Here is a 17,991-nt window from a genome sequence, read left to right on the forward strand (position 1 = left end):
CATAATAACAAAGGAGATCATATTATGACTAACGGAAGAAAAACTACATATGAAGAAAGAATAGAAATAGTTGCATTTTGTATTGCTAACGCTAACGATTATAATTTAACTGCAAATAAATATAAGGTTTCTTATCAGCAAGTTTATACTTGGATTAATAAATATAATCGAGGTGGATATGAAGCACTAGTCGACAGACGCGGTAAGCGTAAAAAACTTGAAGACTTAAGCGAATCTGAGAAAATTGCTGCACAATTAAAACTTTTAGAATCTGAAAATAGACGTTTAAAAATGGAGAATGATTTCTTAAAAAAGTTAGACGAAATCGAAAGGAGGTAGATAAATATATAGCAATTATGGAACTTAACCAGTCTGGATATTCGATATCTGAATTATGCAAATGTGCAAGGATTAGTAGATCTTCATATTATAAATGGTTAAATAGAAAAGAAACTCAAAGAGATAAAGAAAATAAAGAAATTTCGAATGAAATTATTAAGATATATTCTGAGGTAAAANAAAAGGTATTTATGGCTATAGAAGAATAACTTTAAATTTAAATAAAACTCTAGGTTCTAATTACAATCATAAACGTATTTATAGATTAATGAAATCTATGAATATGTCTGCTGTAATTCGTAAGAAGAGAAAGAGATATGTTCATAGCACCCCTCAAATAACTGCTGAAAATTTATTAAATAGAAACTTTATAACTGAAAATATTAATGAAAAATGGTTAACTGATGTTACAGAATTTAAATTAACTAACGGAACAAAAGCTTATCTAAGTGCGATTTTAGATCTTGGAGACAATAGCATCGTTTCTTATGTATTAGGTACTTCTAATAATAATAAATTAGTTTTTGATACACTAGATAAAGCTGTTATAACTAATCCGACGGCAACGCCACTATTTCATAGTGATCGCGGGTTTCAATATACAAGTAAGAGCTTTAAACTTAAGCTAGATGCTATTAATGCCAAACAAAGTATGTCTAGAGTTGGGCGATGTATTGATAATGGACCTATGGAAGGTTTTTGGGGAATATTAAAATCTGAAATGTATTATTTACAAAAGTTTCATACTTACGAACAGCTTGAAAAAGCTATAGATGAATATATAGAATTTTATAATACAAAAAGAATACAAAAAAAGCTAAAAGGCATGGCTCCACTTGAATATAGGAGTCATACCTTAGCATCATAATTTTTTATTATTTACCCTGTCTACTTGACGGGGGGCAGTTCATTAATCACTGCTTTTAAATTAATTCTTTATTATTTCTTCTTTTTCCTTTTTCTTCTCTTCTTTATCATGCTCTTTTTTTTCTAGGTTTTCCTTCCATAATGGCTCTGCTCTCTTCGCCCAAGTTAATCCATAATTAACTGTCTTCTTACATAATTCATCTACATCTTCAGGATTTATAAATTCAGTGGATTTAGCTCCTGAATTTTTAACCATTTCTGCAATTTTAGGTGCATTATCCAATATAGGACATGGCCTAAATTGATTTTCGTTAAATGGTTGATTTTTTTGATATTCCATAAATAACGGTTGTCCTAAAGCCTCTATTAATGATACATCTTTAATATTTGCATTTGAATAATGGCAGAATACACATGGTTCTACATCTCCATTTGCATTAATATGACAGTATCTTCTTCCCCCTGCTACACATCCGCCAACATATTCAGCATCATGCCAGAAATCCATGTTGAATATAGCTTTTGTACTACGCCAAGCTCTAATAGTTCTATATAATTTTTCCCTTTGGTCTGGATTTGCCATTAATGATGTATCTGTCTTGCATCCTATTGGCATAAATGTAAAGTACCAAGAGAAATAAGCTCCCTTATCTATCATTAAATCTATAAATTCTTCAGATAAAACACTATCGCAATTTGCAGTAGTAAAGCAAGTTGAGAATCCAAATGGAATTCTATTTGCCTTCATAAGATCCATTGCTCTCATAATATCTTTCCAAGATCCTTCTCCCCTTCTACCATCAGTTGCATCATCAAAACCTTCAACACTAATTGTTGGTACTAAATTTCCTACAGCTATTAAATCATCACAGAATTTTTGATCTATTAATGTACCATTTGTAAAAAACATAAATACACAATCATTATGCTTTTTAGCTAATTTTAATATGTCATTTTTTCTAACTAATGGCTCTCCACCAGTCATTATATAAAAGTAAATTCCTAATTCTTTCCCCTCTGTATATAACTTATCTAACTGTTCATAACTTAAATTTAATGCCTTGTTATAATCAGCTGCCCAACATCCTACACAATGTTTATTACATGCTGTAGTTGGATCTACAAGTATTGTAAATGGTATTTCATGACCATACTTATCTTTATTTCTTTGTATTTCAGCCCATCCCCTAATTGATGCATTTAATAAAAAGTTTGTAAATACAGTTTGTACAATATTAGGATGAACATTATTTATTAAATTACACATTAACTTAGTCCAATTATTTTCTGGATCTTTTAAATATTCATCTATCATATCATATTGGTTTACATATATTTTTTCTGTATCAAATTTTCTTACCCAACTTATAATCTTGGGTAAATTCTTTTCTGGATCCTTTTTTAAATATCCTAAAACTTGTTTTAAAGCAAATTGTTGAATTTTATACTTTGGACTTAACATTTAAATACCTCTCCCCTTCACATAATATTAAAATAATTACAAATAACCTTTATACCAATAACTAAAAGAATAATTCCCCCACAGATATCTATCTGTCTTTTATATTTATTTCCCATGCAATAACCAACCCATAATCCTAAGGAAACCAAAAGACTTGTTACTATAAATAAAATTAATATATTGCTTATAATTTCTGTTCTTAATAATCCAAATCCTATTCCTAAAATAAAAGCATCTAAACTAGTAGCTAATGCTAAACCCATACTTCCTTTATATCCAAAAAACTCTTCTCTTCTTTCATTAAGGCTATTTGCCTTGAATGCATTTTTAAAAAATTTTATTCCTAGATAAATCAATATAATTGCTGAAAACCATTGATTCATTGATATTATTTTTTCATTTTGTATATTTAACATAGGATATATTGCAACTATCATCCCAGCGGCAAGCATTATTGTTTGTATAGCTCCAAATATTAATCCTACTATTGTAACTGTTGATCTTTTTAATTTTCCTTGTGTAGATCCCTTACACACTGCTATTGTAAAGGAATCTAAAGCTAACCCAAAGGATACTATAATTACTTCCCATAAGTTCATTCATCCAACTCCCCCTTACAAATCTATTTTAGTAAATTTAGGAAATTAAATGAATCTATAATTTTATCTTAATGTCTATATAAATAAACAAAAAGACAACTTTGTAGTCGTCTTTTTACAAACACTTTTATTTGTATTTTTATTCCTTACAATCAATTAAAAATGTGGACTTATAGTAATAAAAAACACAATGTGTATTAATCTATTTTAATATACATTGTGTTTATATTATCATTTATATCTTTAATTAATTAAATCATGTATTATATCGTCTAATGAATTAGTTACTAATAATTTATATTTATTAGATAATGTTTTTGCAGATATATTTACGCCTTCTTCTATCCATCTTAGTATTATGAATGTTAATCCTCTAGAATAATACTCTGCTATATCCTTAGCTGAAAACTTATCTTTGCCTCTACTCTTAGTTCCGTATTTCTCAAATAGCTCTTTAAAAATTTTAATTAAGTTATTATTTATTATTTCTTCAAAGGAATTTTGCCCTTCTACCTTTGCTGCTTGAATATAAAATTCTTTATTATTTTCTATTCTTGAAAACATATAATATATTGCTTCGTATGGCATTTTATTTTCTATAAGCATTTCACTACCCTTAAATATATCATCATAGCAAATTTCTTCTAATACTTCATATTTATCAGCGTAATGATTATAAAAGGTTGGCCTAATAAGCCCTGCGCCATCAGTTATCATTTTAATGGTTATTTTATCAAAGCTATGCTTCAATATTAAATTTTTAAAACTATCTTGTAACGCTGTATGCACATCTTCCTTTTTATTATTCATAATCCACCTACAATTGCTTTATATTCAAAACATTAATTTAACATATTTCTAATGAAAATTATACCATATATGTTAATAAACTAACAAACAAAGTCTAAAGATCAATTGGAATTTTTAAAACTACTTATTTTATAATATAAGTTTTTTGCGAACATTATTACTTTTTATTAATAAGTATTTTTAATTAGACTTTATAAATTTTAATCAAATCTACATATATTAAAATATTTTAGATAATCACTAACTTCACCTCTATATAGCTTTGGTAACATCATTCCACCTAAAATAGCAAATAATATTCCATTAGCTCCGTATCCTAATCCATACCATAACTTATCATTTTTCGGATCTTTCCCTATAAACCCTAAATTATCCTTTGTAGAATCAAAGGTACCACAGTATTTATATTCAATCTCTATATAATCTATTTTATTAAACATATTCTTTACTCTTTGTTCTAAAATATCATATTTCTCCATTGCGATTTTAGGATTAAAGTTATCTGTAAAAGGTGTATCTTCCCCACCTGCTATTATTCTATTATCTGGAGTTGTTCTAAAATAATTATAAGTATCTTCATTATCTCTAATTAATACATTATTAAACCATCCCTCTATATTCTTTAATGGCTTAGTTACTATATTATATGTATAAGTTTTTACTCCAAAATTTCTATCTGTAAATAATTTTGTATTAAAACCAGTTGCTAACACTAATATTTTTCCCCTTACTTTATGATTATAGCTGGTTATAGCCTCAACATAATCCTTATTATACTTTACATCTATTACTGGAGTATTTTCATATACTCTTAATCCATTATTACAAGCTACTTCTAAAAGATGATGAGTATACTTAAATGGATCTAATTCAGCTCCGCCTTCAATACCATATACACCTGCTTTTAAGTCAAAACTAAATGGATTGTCATCTTCATTAATAAATTTAACATTAAATCCATTTTCTTTTCTAAGTTTATACTCTTGATATAATTCTTCTATTTCTAGTTTTTTAGCTGTATATAGCAATGTATCTCTCTTTATATAATCACACTTGTTGCCATATTCTTTAATAAACTTTTCTATTTCATCTAATGCCTTTACTCCTAATTTATATGAATTAATAGCATGATCTAACGATACATTTTCTGTTAATGCCATTAAATTGCTATCTAATTCATATTGAAGTAATGATGTTGTTATTGAAGTACTTCCATGAGCTATTCTTGATTTTTCAAGTATTACTGTATCTATTCCTTCCTTTGAAAAATAGTATCCTAGTATACTTCCTGTAACTCCTCCTCCAACTATAATAACATCTGTTTCTACATCTTCTGTTAGATAATTGTATTGTTTTTTTATTTTGTTTATATTGATAAAAAGCGGATTTCCTTGAACAAATTGAACTGCCATATTTGCCTCCTATAAATTTTACGTATAAAAAATACACATAATAATATTTATTATGTGCATTCTCATAATTTTTATTTTTTTCTACTTTCGTCGTTATCTCGCCTTGACAAGTAAAGCTACGTTCTCAATATGACTTGTGTGTGGGAACATATCTACTGGCTGTACTTCTATTGTTTTATATCCATTTTCCTCTAATATAGCTAAATCTCTTGCTAATGTACTTGGATCACAGCTTACATATACTATTCTTTCAGCATCTATGTTAGTTATAGCATTTAATAGCTTAACATCACAGCCTTTTCTTGGTGGGTCTACAACTACTACATCTGCTTTTACACCTTTGTTTATTAAATCTGGTATAACAACTTCTGATTCTCCAACAAAGAATTCAACATTTTCAACGTTATTTTCCTTAGCATTTATATTTGCATTTTCAATAGCTTGTGGTATTATTTCTACTCCATAAACCTTTTTAGCTTTTTGTGATAAGAATAATGTTATTGTTCCTGTACCACAATATGCATCAAATACAGTTTCATCTCCAGTTAATTTAGCATATTCTAAAGCCTTACCATATAAAACTTCTGTTTGTGCAGGATTAACTTGGAAGAATGATAATGGTGATATATTAAATCTAAAATTACCTATATAATCACTTATAGTAGGCTCTCCCCATAGTGTTATACATTCTTGACCTAATATTACATTAGTAGCCTTAGAATTAATATTTTGTACTATACTTTTTATTCCTGGTATATTATCAACCATTAACTTTATAAATTCGTCTTTATTAGGTAACTTATGCCCATTAGTAACTATTACAACCATTACTTCATTAGTTGTAAATCCACGTCTAATCATTATATGTCTAAGTATTCCTGATTCATCATAGTTTCCATCAACATTATATGGCTTAATATTATTATTTTTAATCCACTGTCTTGTTAAGCTAACTACTTTATCAGCTATTTCATCTTGAATTAAACAAGTTTCCATATCTATTATTTCATGACTTCTTGGAGCAAAGAATCCTATTTTTAATTCTCCATTTATCATACCTATAGGTAACTGAACTTTATTTCTATATCTCCAAGGTTCCTCCATACCTAATGGGAACTTAACTATACTTTCATCTAATTTTCCTATTTTACTTATACAATCTTTTACTCTTTCAAACTTAAAATTTAATTGCTCCTTATATGTAGAGTGCTGTAATTTACATCCTCCACATCTTTTATGTATATCACACTTTGCTTGGCATCTTTCTTTTGATGGCTCAATTATATCTACTAGTTTTCCGTAAGCAAAATTCTTTTTAACTTTTACTATTCTAGCATTAACTTTTTCTCCATTTAATGCTCCTTCTATAAATATAGGGAAAGTTCCCTCAACTTTTGCTATCCCTTCCCCCTCATATCCTTGTGCTACTATATCTAATATATATTCTTTATTTTTTTCTATCAAAACTATCACCTATCTATCATTAGTTTTTTTTGTTTTTCTTATAAAATTATTTATACCGTAAAATTTCTTTAAGATTATTAATATTATATACCATATTACTTTTGTTATAAACATTGTATATATATTTATATAAAAAAAAAGACACCTCTCGGTGCCAAGTTAAATGAATCAGTTGCCGTTACCATCTTAATTTCTTTCGAACTTAATCTGATATTATCAATTATAACCCAAATTTGCAATGTTAATTGTTAACTTTTTGTTAACTTTTTATGAAAACGCCTATTTTTGATATTATTTATTGCAGTTTTTAAAGATATATTTCTTTTCATTGAATAAATTTATTCATTTTTATATTATTATTTACTATTTAATATGGTTTTTATTATTATTTTAATTCATAAAAACAAATAATCTATTACATTAACTAAAATAACTTTCTCAAAAAAATGAAAAAAATAAGAAGTGTATATTTACACTTCTTATTTATTGTTAACTATTCAACTACGCTTACTTTTAAAAGGTTTGTTGAACCAACTTTATCTAATCCAGCAGCTATTACAACTGTGTCTCCAGATTTAGCAAATCCATTTTCAACAGCTAATTTAGTAGCGTTAGCCATCATAGCATCTGTTGAATTTTGGTCTTCAGCAACTACTGGGTATACTCCGAAGCAGAATGCTAAGCTCTTAGCAACTTTTTCACATGGAGTTACAGCAACGATTGGGCATTCTGGTCTGCATTGAGAAATTCTTCTTGCAGTTGCTCCACTCTTAGTTGAAGAAACTATTGCAGCAGCATCTAATTCGTTAGCAGCGTTGCAAGCAGCTCTTGAAATAACTCCTGAAATAGCTGGAGTATGAGACTTAGCTCTTGATACAGCTGTTTCGTAGTTTAATTTAGTTTCAGCTTCAACAGCTATTTTAGCCATTGTTTGAACTGATTGTACTGGCCAATCTCCGTTAGCTGATTCTCCAGATAACATGATTGCATCTGTTCCATCTAATATAGCGTTAGCAACGTCAGAAACTTCAGCTCTTGTTGGTCTTGGGTTTCTCATCATTGAGTCTAACATTTGAGTTGCAGTTACAACTGGCTTTCCAGCAGCGTTACATTTTTCGATCATCATCTTTTGAACAGCTGGTAATTTTTCGAATGGAATTTCAACTCCTAGATCTCCTCTAGCAACCATTAAACCGTCAGAAACTGCTAATATAGAATCTATATTGTCAACACCTTCTTGGTTTTCGATTTTAGAGATTATTTGGATGTGTTCTCCACCATTTTCGTTTAATATTTGTCTGATAGTTTCAACGTCTGAAGCTTTTCTTATGAATGAAGCAGCAACAGCGTTTACTCCGATTTCACAACCGAACTTTAAGTCAGCTATATCTTTTTCAGTTAAAGCTGGTAATTTTATTGAAACTCCTGGAACGTTAACTCCTTTGTGAGTAGCAACAAATCCTGTGTTTTGAACTGTACAGTGGATTTGGTTTCCATCGATTGTTTCAACAGTTAATCCTACTAAACCATCATCTATAAGGATAGTATCTCCTGGCTTAACATCATTAGCTAATCCAGCATAAGTTACTGAACACTCTTCTGTATTACCTATAACATCTCCACCTGCATGTACAGTGAATTTAGCTCCTGCTTGTAATTCAACTTTCTTTGGATCAAATTTACCAGTTCTTATTTCTGGTCCTTTTGTATCTAACATAACAGCGATTTCTTTGTTGTACTTCTTAGCTAACTCTTTAACTAAGTTGATTCTTCCTGCATGTTCTTCATGATCTCCGTGAGAGAAGTTATGTCTTGAAACATTCATTCCTGCTTCAATTATTTGTGATAATATTTCTGGGTTTTCACTAGCTGGACCGATAGTGCAAATGATTTTAGTTTTTCTCATTTAAAACTCTCCTTCTAATCTCAAAATTTAATGTATTTAAAATAAATTATTAGCAAAAATTATTAAAATTATTTAGAAATTGCTTCTGAAATTTCGTATAATTTTTCATCAAATGTTCTTTCTAAAGCTAAAGCTTCATCTATATCTTGGTCAAAGATTTCATTATCTTTAATACCTACAACTCTTGATGTTTTACCTTCCATTAATAGTTCAATTGCTTTTGAACCCATTCTTGAAGCTAATACTCTATCGAAAGCACTTGGAGCTCCACCTCTTTGGATATGTCCTAAAACTGTTGCTCTTGTTTCGATTCCTGTTTGAGCTTCTACATATTTAGCTAATTCTGAAGCTCCACCAACACCTTCAGCTAGTAATACTAAGTTATGCATTTTTCCAGCTTTCTTACCTTCTAAGATAACTTTGCATAATTCGTCTTTATCATAACCTTTTTCTGGTGCGATTATATATTCAGCTCCACAAGCTATACCAGTGTGAAGAGCGATATCTCCACAGTTTCTACCCATAACTTCTACGATAGATACTCTTTCGTGAGAAGTTGAAGTATCTCTAATTTTATCTATAGCATCTACTACAGTATTTAATGCTGTATCAAATCCTATTGTATAATCAGTGTAAGTTAAATCATTATCGATAGTTCCTGGTAAACCTATTGTTTTTACCCCTAACTTAGATAATAATTTAGCACCAGTGAAAGATCCATCTCCACCGATAACTACTAAAGCATCTACACCGTTATCTGCAAGAATTTGTGCAGCTTCTTTTCTTACTTCTTCTTGTTTAAATTCTACACATCTAGCAGTTCTTAAAATTGTACCGCCTCTTTGAATTATATCTGAAACTGATGATCTATTCATTGGGAATAATTCACCATTAATTAATCCAGCATATCCTCTTTGTACTCCCATAACTTCAATACCATTATGTATTGCAGTTCTTACTACTGCTCTTATTGCAGCGTTCATTCCTGGAGCATCTCCACCACTTGTTAAAACAGCTATTTTCTTCATAAAATATTCCTCCTCGATACTACTAAGGACTCTGCATGTCCACTCATTTTGAAATATTTGTTATCATTATTACTATTTTGTTTATTGTTAAACTTTTTACCACCTTTTTTATTTTACTTGTAAACTGTTCTTAATGCAACTAAAATAAATGTACTTATGTCTAAAAATATCGTTTATTTACAACTCCATGTGTCTATTTTGCCCTAAATTTATCGAAATTATATACATATTAATGATTACAATTTTATTTCTTTGTAGTTTTATACATATCCTATTTTACTATATTTTATGTAACAATTCCTCAAATTTAAATGTTTTTTTTAATTATTGTTATTTAATTAACACTGTTTTTATTGAATTTTTTTTATTTTTTCAAAAAATTCATTTTAGAAAATATTCTTTCTATTTAAATTTTGTGAATTCTTACAAAAATTAAAAAAATAATAAAAAATATCTTCACAAACTTTTTTTGTGAAGATATTTTTTTAAATTTTATTCAACTACTTTTACATTTTCATCTCCAAAAACTTTTTTTAGTTCAAGGACAACATCAGTATTTAAATCTACCCACATATCTCGTGGCATTCTATAATTTTTTCTATCATTTGAAGTAAATACATAAAGTGCAGAATCTCCTTTGTATTCTTCTACAATACTTATTAACTTCGGTTTCATTTCTTTTGCTTTAGCTAAATTATCAACTCTTATATAAAGCTTATCACTATTTACTTTTTCTAGTGCCTCTATACTTTCACAAATAAGCTTAGGTTCTTCATCTTCCTTTATGCTTACTCTACCATTAATAACAACCATTGAGTCTAAATTAATTAAGTTTCTTACTTTATCTAAAGTTTTAGGGAATACTACAACTTCTATAACTCCTGTTAAGTCTTCTAACTTTAAGAAGGCCATTATTGAGTTATTTCTAGTTACTTTTTGATTTACTTCTGTCAATATTCCCCCAAGTATAACTCTTTGATTATCTTGAATTAAATGCTCATCATCTTCTAATCCATCCATTATAGATTCATAGGATTTAAAAATTGATTCAACTGTAGTTGACGTCATCATTTTTATGCTTTTTTCATATTCATCTAAAGGATGACCTGATATATAAAGCCCAGTCATTTCTTTTTCCATTGATAATAAATTATTTTTTGCAAACTCTTTTATATCAGGATATCTTACTTCCGGCGCTTTTATACTTTCTTCTGCTAAACCAAAAAGGCTAATTTGCCCATCTATATTTCTTTTCTTATCATTTGCTATACTATCCATCAATTTTTCATAAACAGCTAATAATTTTGATCTAAATACCTTAAATTCGTCAAAAGCTCCTGCTTTTATTAAACTTTCTACAGCTCTTTTATTTATTGTGGATAAGTCGATTTTATTAATAAAATCAACTAATGACTCGAATTTCCCTTTATTTTTTCTTGCTTCTACAATTCCATCAACAACATTTACTCCGACGTTTTTTATTGCCGCCATACCAAATCTTATACTGTTATCTTTAACTGTAAATTTTGAATAGCTTTCATTTATATCTGGTGGTAGCACTTGTATACCTAAACTTTCTGCAAATTTTATATAATGTGCTACTTTTTCACTTATTCCCATAACAGAGTTAACCATTGCTGCTATGGTTTCTACTGGATAGTAATGCATTAAGTATGCTGTCTGATAGCCTATTACTGCATAGGCCGCGGCATGACTCTTATTGACATATTTTGTTAATTGAAAAACTTTTATGTTTTACACTTTATATCTCTATAAAGATCGGACTATATCATTATCCTAAATACATTTAGGATATAGGGCACTCGTGGATATTTTACCTTATAATTTATTACTTAGGTTACTTTATCTAGTCTCTGAACCTTTAACCTATTTCTAGGAAACTTGGCTGCGGATTAACCAATCCTTAAAATTTTTACTACCTCTTAGATAATTACTCTAAGCCCCTAATTCTATTACTAGACTAAGTTAGTATTTAAGGCTCTAAGGTCTTTCCCGCAATTCACCCTATTTGCTTTACAGCTCCTACTGCAAAGGCACTCTTTATTTCATTCCACTTATTATATTTTCTTTGTAATTTTATAGTTGAATTATCATATAAATATTTAAATATATTATTAAATTCTTTTTTAGCATTTATTTTTATACACTTTATTTTTTCGGATTTAGTATTATGTATTTTAGCATAATTAAATTCTGCCTCTTTAATAATTTCTTCTAAAAAGCCTTTTGTTCCTAATATCATAAAACAATATGTTGGATAAATATATTTTATTACTCCATCTATTGCCTTATAATAACTAGTGTTATGTGATAATACTATACTTCCATCTCCATCAAAATACCCTCTTATAAAATGCCTAACTAGCTTCTTATCTATTTGTGGTAATGTATCTATTGTTAATGATTTGTTAGGATATAAACCTATTTCTCTTAATCTTGATGCCATTATCTTAGATGAAAAATTTAATGAATATCAACATTTTGAATTTTCGAATCCGCCCTTCTTAGTTTTTCTTATATTTCCTGTAAACTTAAACTCTTTTGCTATAAATTCTAAAATTTCTAAATCATTAACTGCAATTACTATATTGTTAAACTTCTCATCACCAACAAACCCATCTGCATATATAAATCCTAATATATACGCTTTAGATTCTGTATCTATACAATCAAAATAATTTTCATCTAAAATATATCTGTTTTTTAACCTTGTATTTATTCCTTCTTCTTTTAGAACTCTTCTCACTGCTCTATCAGATATATTTAAATTTATTGCAATATTATCCATACTAATATCTTTATTTTTATAATAATAATCAACTATCCTATATTTGTCGTAACTATTTAAGTCTCTATAACTTTTACCCAAACTTACATTCACCTCATTAAGTATGGTTTCTAAATTATAGTAATTTTATACATAATATTCATTGGAATTTTTTACGAATGCATACGAAGCAAAGTCCATCATCTGATCGAAAATTTCATTTGCTGCTTTTTCGCTTATACCATTTCTCAGACAACCTGGCACTTCTACATTACCATTTTCATCTACTATTCCATATATAAAGTTTTTTCTTTCTTGTTCCATGACACTGTGCTTTTTCTTTGACATGGCTCTTCTAACCATATCACTTCTTCCTAAGGAATATCCTGCAAGCTTTCTAACTATTTCCATAACTTGTTCTTGATAAACCATTACTCCATATGTGACATCCAGTATAGCTTCAAGCTCTGGTGTCTCATAACGCACACTGTCTTTATTTCTTTTTCCTTCTATATATCTTGGAATTTCAGACATTGGTCCTGGTCGATATAATGAGATTCCGGCGATAATATCTTCCAGGCAGTCTGGCTTAAGTTCTTTCATGAATGATGTCATACCTGGAGATTCTAATTGGAATACACCAGCTGTTTTTCCTTCACCAATCATGTTATAAACATTTTTATCGTCAAAATCTATTTTATCTAAATCAATGTCTACCCCTCGATTTTCTTTAATCATCTTAACAGCATCACTCATAACTGTTAAAGTTCTTAAACCAAGGAAATCCATCTTTAAAAGTCCAAGCTCTTCTAAAGTTGTCATATCAAATTGGGTTACTATCATATCTTCATTCTTCTGAAGTGGTACATATTCAACTAATGGCTTTGATGCTATAACTACACCAGCAGCATGTGTTGATGAATGCCTTGGTAACCCTTCTAGAGTCTTACTAACATCTACCAATGTCCTTACTCTATCTTCATTGTCATATGCTGCTTTAAGCTCTGGATTTAAATCTAAAGCCTTTTCTATGGTTATTCCAAGCATTGTAGGAATCATTTTAGCTATTCTATCTACTTCTGCATAGGAATAGTTCATAGCCCTTCCTACGTCTCTTAAACATAATCTAGCGGCCATTGTACCAAAGGTAATTATCTGTGATACATTTTTAACTCCATATTTTTCAACAACATAATCTATTACTTCCTGTCTTCTTTCATAACAAAAATCAGAATCTATCTATTACTACCCTCTCTTTCGAGATACTTAAACACTACTTTATGTAGTGGGTATAGACTATATCTTCACCCACCGACCTCTATACGGTTTGGGCTGCCCCACTTCGCTACCCTTTATAATGAAACTCGACTCCTTTCAGTCGCTGAGTAAATTCAATTTACCAAGTTAAAATTTGGAATTTCATTTAAAGATAACTACGTCCCTTTGGACTAGTCGTTGAACGTTTCCCTATTAAGGACTTCGCTGCTCATTACCCAATCTATTAGTTTTTTAGCATTCACGCTTAAACTTATTTCATTTTTACGTTGTAGCACTAATAGCTCTAAGGGCTTTCAAGCAATTCGAGGCTCTTTAAGTACATTATTTCTAATATACACGACTATATCTTTCATAATCTGGCATACTTACTCTTTCTGGATTCAAGAATCTTTCAAAAAGCAAGCTATACTTTATCGGATTAATTTTTGTTATTCCTAATGTATATGCAACAATTGAACCTGCAGCACTATTATGAACTGCCATTGAGTTTGCTACATATGAGGTATCCCCTGGAACAGATAAATCATATACCTTTCCAGTGTATTCTTCTTCAGTTTTATTTTTAATTTTTATATAGAAATAATCATCATCCATATAGAAGCTATCATTTCTATAAAACTTTTGCTCTTTAATTGGAATTTTATAATTTTCAAAATCATCATTCCATTTTAAAAGCTGTTTACCTGATATACAAACTGAATATTCATCATGCATTTGCTCTTCTTCTTTGACTCTAGTCTTAAAAGTAGACCAATAACCTAATCTTGCAAGTATCATTCTAAGCTGTCTAGTTAACTCAATTGATGTTGTAGTATATTTAATTCTAAGTGATGAGCTTTCACACTGAATATCCGCATGACTTCCATCACCTCTAAACATATTGGCTACTAGCATTCTTAAATCATCATTACTAGCACTGTTAACAACATCATAAGGTATTCTCTTATTATTAGCTCCCTTATTACATTGAGCTCTTAAAAACTCCGATACAATCTTTGAATTATATTCAACAGATGTACTTTGTTTAGTCTTATGTTCTCTAACATATCCTTCTAATCCAAATACAGACTTAACTAGCTTTAACACATCTTCTACATATTCAGTTTCCTTCTTATTAAAACCAAAACCAAATCTATATTCTCTTATATCTTCAATAATTGTAGCCCAACCCTCTGATATAAAATATCCATATAATTTGCATAAATCAGTATTTAGTTCAATAAATCTATTAACCTTTTTAGATTGTAGTTTATTACTTCCTATTTCATACCAAATATAGTTATCATCATATCTAAGATGTTCTTCATTCTTGCAATAATCTAATAAATCATATTTAATATCTTTTATCTCTTCTTTAACCCTAGGATAAACTATAAGATCGTTCTTTTCTAATTTATTAGCTTCTATCCATTCTAATTTATAATCTTTATATGCTGGATTTTGACATTTATCGTTTAAAGAACAACTTTCCCTACAAACTACTGGTAGCTTACTTCTATCCTTCCAGTCCTTAATACATTCTGAAGTTTTTATAGCTAACATCTTATGATCACTAGTCAGCTTAACCTTTTCATTTGCACTTTCAATAGTAACTATATTTTCTTTAATATCATATCTTAATAGGTTATCAACTAATTGCTTATTTCCATAGGCTGTTATTACTTCATCTCCAATTTTCATATCTTCAATATTTTTAATTGATCCATTACTTAAGAGAATCTCTGTACCTGGTAAGAAACATCCTCTTCCAGGACCAGTTGGTATACCATGGTCATTTGAATACTTAATAAAGTCCCAAGTAATTAAGAAGTAATCAACATATCCCATTTGATTAATTACACCAAGTTCATAATTAAGTCTATCTACATATTCTTTTGCTTCCTCATTAGACTCAGCAAAATCCTTTACCTCTTGAACATTAATTAACTTATCTTTAAATTGTTCAAATATATCATATCTTTCAACCAGACCTTCAAAACAAACTTCTTCAAGATAATCAAAGTGAGTTTTATATTCCTGTGGGACTGGGAAATTAGGTAACTTAGAAACGTGGAACTCATAATCAAAATTACATTCCTCTGCAATTTTCAATGTATTTTCTAACGCCTCTGGAACATAAGAAAACATACCCCACATCTCTTCAGGAGACTTTAAATAGAATTGGTCTGAAGGATACCTTCTTCTATTTTGATCTTCTACAGTTTTACCTGTTTGAATACACATAAGAATATCATGTGCCTTATAATCCTCCTGCTTAATATAATGGACATCATTTGTTGCAATTAAAGGTATTCCTGTCTCTCTAGATAACTTAATATTACCTTCTGTAACCTTTCTTTGCTCCTCCATACCATGGTCTTGTATTTCTAAATAAAAACCATCTTTAAAGATATCCTTATACATTAAGGCAACTTCTTTTGCCTTTTCATAATCATCTCTTAATAAATTCTTTTGTACTTCTCCACCAAGACAAGCACTTAAAGCAATTAAACCTTCGCTATGCTTTCTTAGGAAATCATTGTCAACCCTTGGTTTATAGTAAAATCCATCAATAGATGCTGTTGATACTATTTCCATTAAATTTTCATAACCAACTTCATTTTTTACTAATAAAACTAAGTGATATGTACCATTGTCCTTATCATTAATTTTGATATTCATAGACTTACTTGCTACATATACTTCACAACCAAGTATAGGTTTAATACCTTGTGCTACTGCCTCTTTATAAAAGGCTACACATCCATACATAACACCATGGTCAGTAATGGCTATGCTTTCCATCCCAAGTTCTTTTGCTCGACTAATAACTTTTTTAATCTTAGCTGAACTATCAAGCAAACTATACTCTGTATGTAAGTGGAGATGACAGAACTTTTTATTTTCCAATGAAACACCCCCTTATTATAAGAAATTTTAAACTATTAACTATACTATTACAATATTAATTATAACTTTAAAAGTCTGCCGTAGCAGACTTTATTTTTTAACATTATATTTTTATTATTGACTATTTTAATAGTTTCCACTTCTTATTTCTTCAGCTATTTTTTCTATTTTTCTTAATCTATGATTTATTCCAGATTTACCTACTGGTGGATCTAGCATTTCTCCTAATTCCTTAAGGGATTCATCTGGATAACTTAATCTAAGCTCTGCAACTTCTTTAAGATTCTTTGGTAATCTTTGAAGCCCTATACTATTTTGTATAAGCTTTATACTTTCAACTTGCCTCACTGCAGCATTTACTGTTTTACTTAAGTTGGCAGTTTCACAGTTAACAAGCCTATTTACGTTATTTCTCATTTCCTTCATTATTCTTATATTTTCAAGTTCAAGTAATGAAGTATGAGCTCCAACAATATTTAAAAGATCAACTATTTGTTCTCCTTCTTTTATATATATTATAAAGCTATTTTTTCTTTGAATAACTTTTGAGTTTAATCCAAAAGAATTAATAAGCTTAGATAAATCAATTGCATATTCTTCACTATGAGTTACAAATTCTAAATGATATGTCTTTTCAGGATTAGTTACACTTCCCCCACCAATAAAAGCCCCTCTTATATAGGCTTTCTTGTATTCTTCAGTCTTTACCATCTCAGGATCTATTTTATAGTCAATAGTTAGTACTCCATCTATTTCTCTAAAAATACCTGTTTCTTGAAGTAAGTCCCTAACCCCCATGTCTTCTTCAATTAAAACCATATATATATTGTTTTTCTTTAAAGAGTTACTCTTTTTAACCATTAATTTAGAATGTATATTAAAGTGTTCCTTTAGTATAGTGAATATATGTCTTGCTGAAGCTGGATTTTCTGTTGTAATTCTAAAGCTAAGACCTTTCCCACTAAATCCTATTGTTCCACTACCTTTCATTATTGCCGAAAGCTCTGCTAATGCTTCCGCCTTAGATATATCAGTATATCTACATATTTCTCCTTTTACTTTCGCTGAAAACGACATAAATTATTCTCCTAACTAACTATAAATATATAAATTATTATATCATAAACTGTGCCGTATGTGTCATAATAT

14 protein-coding genes and 3 pseudogenes are annotated in these 17,991 nt (G+C 29.2%); 3 read left to right on the plus strand and 14 right to left on the minus strand.

Annotation, left to right across the window (positions count from 1 at the left end):
• From HCG76_RS15895 to HCG76_RS15905, 3 genes are all read left to right on the plus strand, one after another.
• Positions 1-339: helix-turn-helix domain-containing protein (locus HCG76_RS15895; RefSeq protein ID WP_221701804.1), on the plus strand; the 339-nt coding region annotated here is incomplete at its 5' end.
• A 17-nt stretch (positions 340-356) separates the two neighbouring features.
• Positions 357-548 (plus strand): hypothetical protein, encoded by a 192-nt coding sequence (locus HCG76_RS15900; RefSeq protein ID WP_221701805.1) that lies wholly within the window; start codon positions 357-359, stop codon positions 546-548.
• Positions 545-1,207, plus strand: a complete 663-nt coding sequence (locus tag HCG76_RS15905; RefSeq protein ID WP_311776405.1) for an IS3 family transposase — start codon at positions 545-547, stop codon at positions 1,205-1,207. Before HCG76_RS15900 ends, HCG76_RS15905 begins: the two co-directional genes overlap by 4 nt.
• Positions 1,208-1,267: 60 nt before the next feature.
• On the opposite strand, the gene HCG76_RS15910 is transcribed toward HCG76_RS15905, so the two are convergent.
• The 14 genes and pseudogenes from HCG76_RS15910 to whiA all read right to left on the minus strand — a co-directional run bounded on the left by HCG76_RS15910 (position 1,268) and on the right by whiA (position 17,919).
• Entirely contained in the window at positions 1,268-2,668 is a 1,401-nt protein-coding gene (locus HCG76_RS15910; protein WP_221701266.1) for a radical SAM protein, read from the minus strand.
• A gap of 17 nt (positions 2,669-2,685) precedes the next feature.
• Positions 2,686-3,267 carry a manganese efflux pump MntP gene (locus tag HCG76_RS15915; protein WP_221701267.1) on the minus strand — a complete coding sequence of 194 codons (582 nt, stop codon included), beginning with the start codon at positions 3,265-3,267 and terminating at the stop codon, positions 2,686-2,688.
• Between the two features lie 243 nt (positions 3,268-3,510).
• On the minus strand, positions 3,511-4,077 hold the full coding sequence (locus HCG76_RS15920; protein WP_221701268.1) for a TetR/AcrR family transcriptional regulator C-terminal domain-containing protein: 567 nt from the start codon (positions 4,075-4,077) through the stop codon (positions 3,511-3,513).
• Positions 4,078-4,277: 200 nt separating this feature from the next.
• Positions 4,278-5,489: an NAD(P)/FAD-dependent oxidoreductase gene (locus HCG76_RS15925; RefSeq protein WP_221701269.1), complete on the minus strand. Its 1,212-nt coding sequence runs from the start codon at positions 5,487-5,489 to the stop codon at positions 4,278-4,280.
• Between the two features lie 93 nt (positions 5,490-5,582).
• On the minus strand, positions 5,583-6,953 hold the full coding sequence (gene rlmD, locus HCG76_RS15930; protein WP_221701270.1) for a 23S rRNA (uracil(1939)-C(5))-methyltransferase RlmD: 1,371 nt from the start codon (positions 6,951-6,953) through the stop codon (positions 5,583-5,585).
• A gap of 493 nt (positions 6,954-7,446) precedes the next feature.
• Positions 7,447-8,859 (minus strand): pyruvate kinase, encoded by a 1,413-nt coding sequence (gene pyk, locus HCG76_RS15935; protein ID WP_221701271.1) that lies wholly within the window; start codon positions 8,857-8,859, stop codon positions 7,447-7,449.
• 68 nt (positions 8,860-8,927) lie between these two features.
• Positions 8,928-9,887: a 6-phosphofructokinase gene (gene pfkA, locus HCG76_RS15940; protein ID WP_221701272.1), complete on the minus strand. Its 960-nt coding sequence runs from the start codon at positions 9,885-9,887 to the stop codon at positions 8,928-8,930.
• 492 nt (positions 9,888-10,379) lie between these two features.
• A pseudogene (locus HCG76_RS15945) lies at positions 10,380-11,609 on the minus strand (helix-hairpin-helix domain-containing protein); the annotation flags it as partial.
• 298 nt (positions 11,610-11,907) lie between these two features.
• Positions 11,908-12,354, minus strand: coding sequence for a hypothetical protein (locus tag HCG76_RS15950; protein ID WP_221701273.1), 447 nt, complete (start codon positions 12,352-12,354; stop codon positions 11,908-11,910).
• Between the two features lie 27 nt (positions 12,355-12,381).
• The gene (locus HCG76_RS15955) at positions 12,382-12,777 is read right to left on the minus strand and encodes a hypothetical protein (RefSeq protein WP_221701274.1); all 396 of its coding nucleotides are present in this window, start codon (positions 12,775-12,777) and stop codon (positions 12,382-12,384) included.
• A 51-nt stretch (positions 12,778-12,828) separates the two neighbouring features.
• Positions 12,829-13,914, minus strand: a pseudogene (gene dnaE / locus HCG76_RS15960) (DNA polymerase III subunit alpha); the annotation flags it as partial.
• A gap of 366 nt (positions 13,915-14,280) precedes the next feature.
• Positions 14,281-15,717, minus strand: coding sequence for an LAGLIDADG family homing endonuclease (locus HCG76_RS19200; protein ID WP_311776406.1), 1,437 nt, complete (start codon positions 15,715-15,717; stop codon positions 14,281-14,283).
• Positions 15,694-16,842 (minus strand): annotated as a pseudogene (gene dnaE / locus HCG76_RS19205) (DNA polymerase III subunit alpha); the annotation flags it as partial. The gene HCG76_RS19200 and the pseudogene dnaE (HCG76_RS19205), both read right to left, overlap by 24 nt.
• 126 nt (positions 16,843-16,968) lie before the next feature.
• Complete coding sequence (gene whiA, locus HCG76_RS15970; RefSeq protein ID WP_221701276.1) at positions 16,969-17,919, minus strand: DNA-binding protein WhiA; 951 nt, start codon at positions 17,917-17,919, stop codon at positions 16,969-16,971.
• Positions 17,920-17,991: the final 72 nt, after the last annotated feature.

Origin of the sequence: Clostridium sp. K13 (genome assembly GCF_019734195.1) — a bacterium.
Classification (GTDB): domain Bacteria; phylum Bacillota; class Clostridia; order Clostridiales; family Clostridiaceae; genus Clostridium.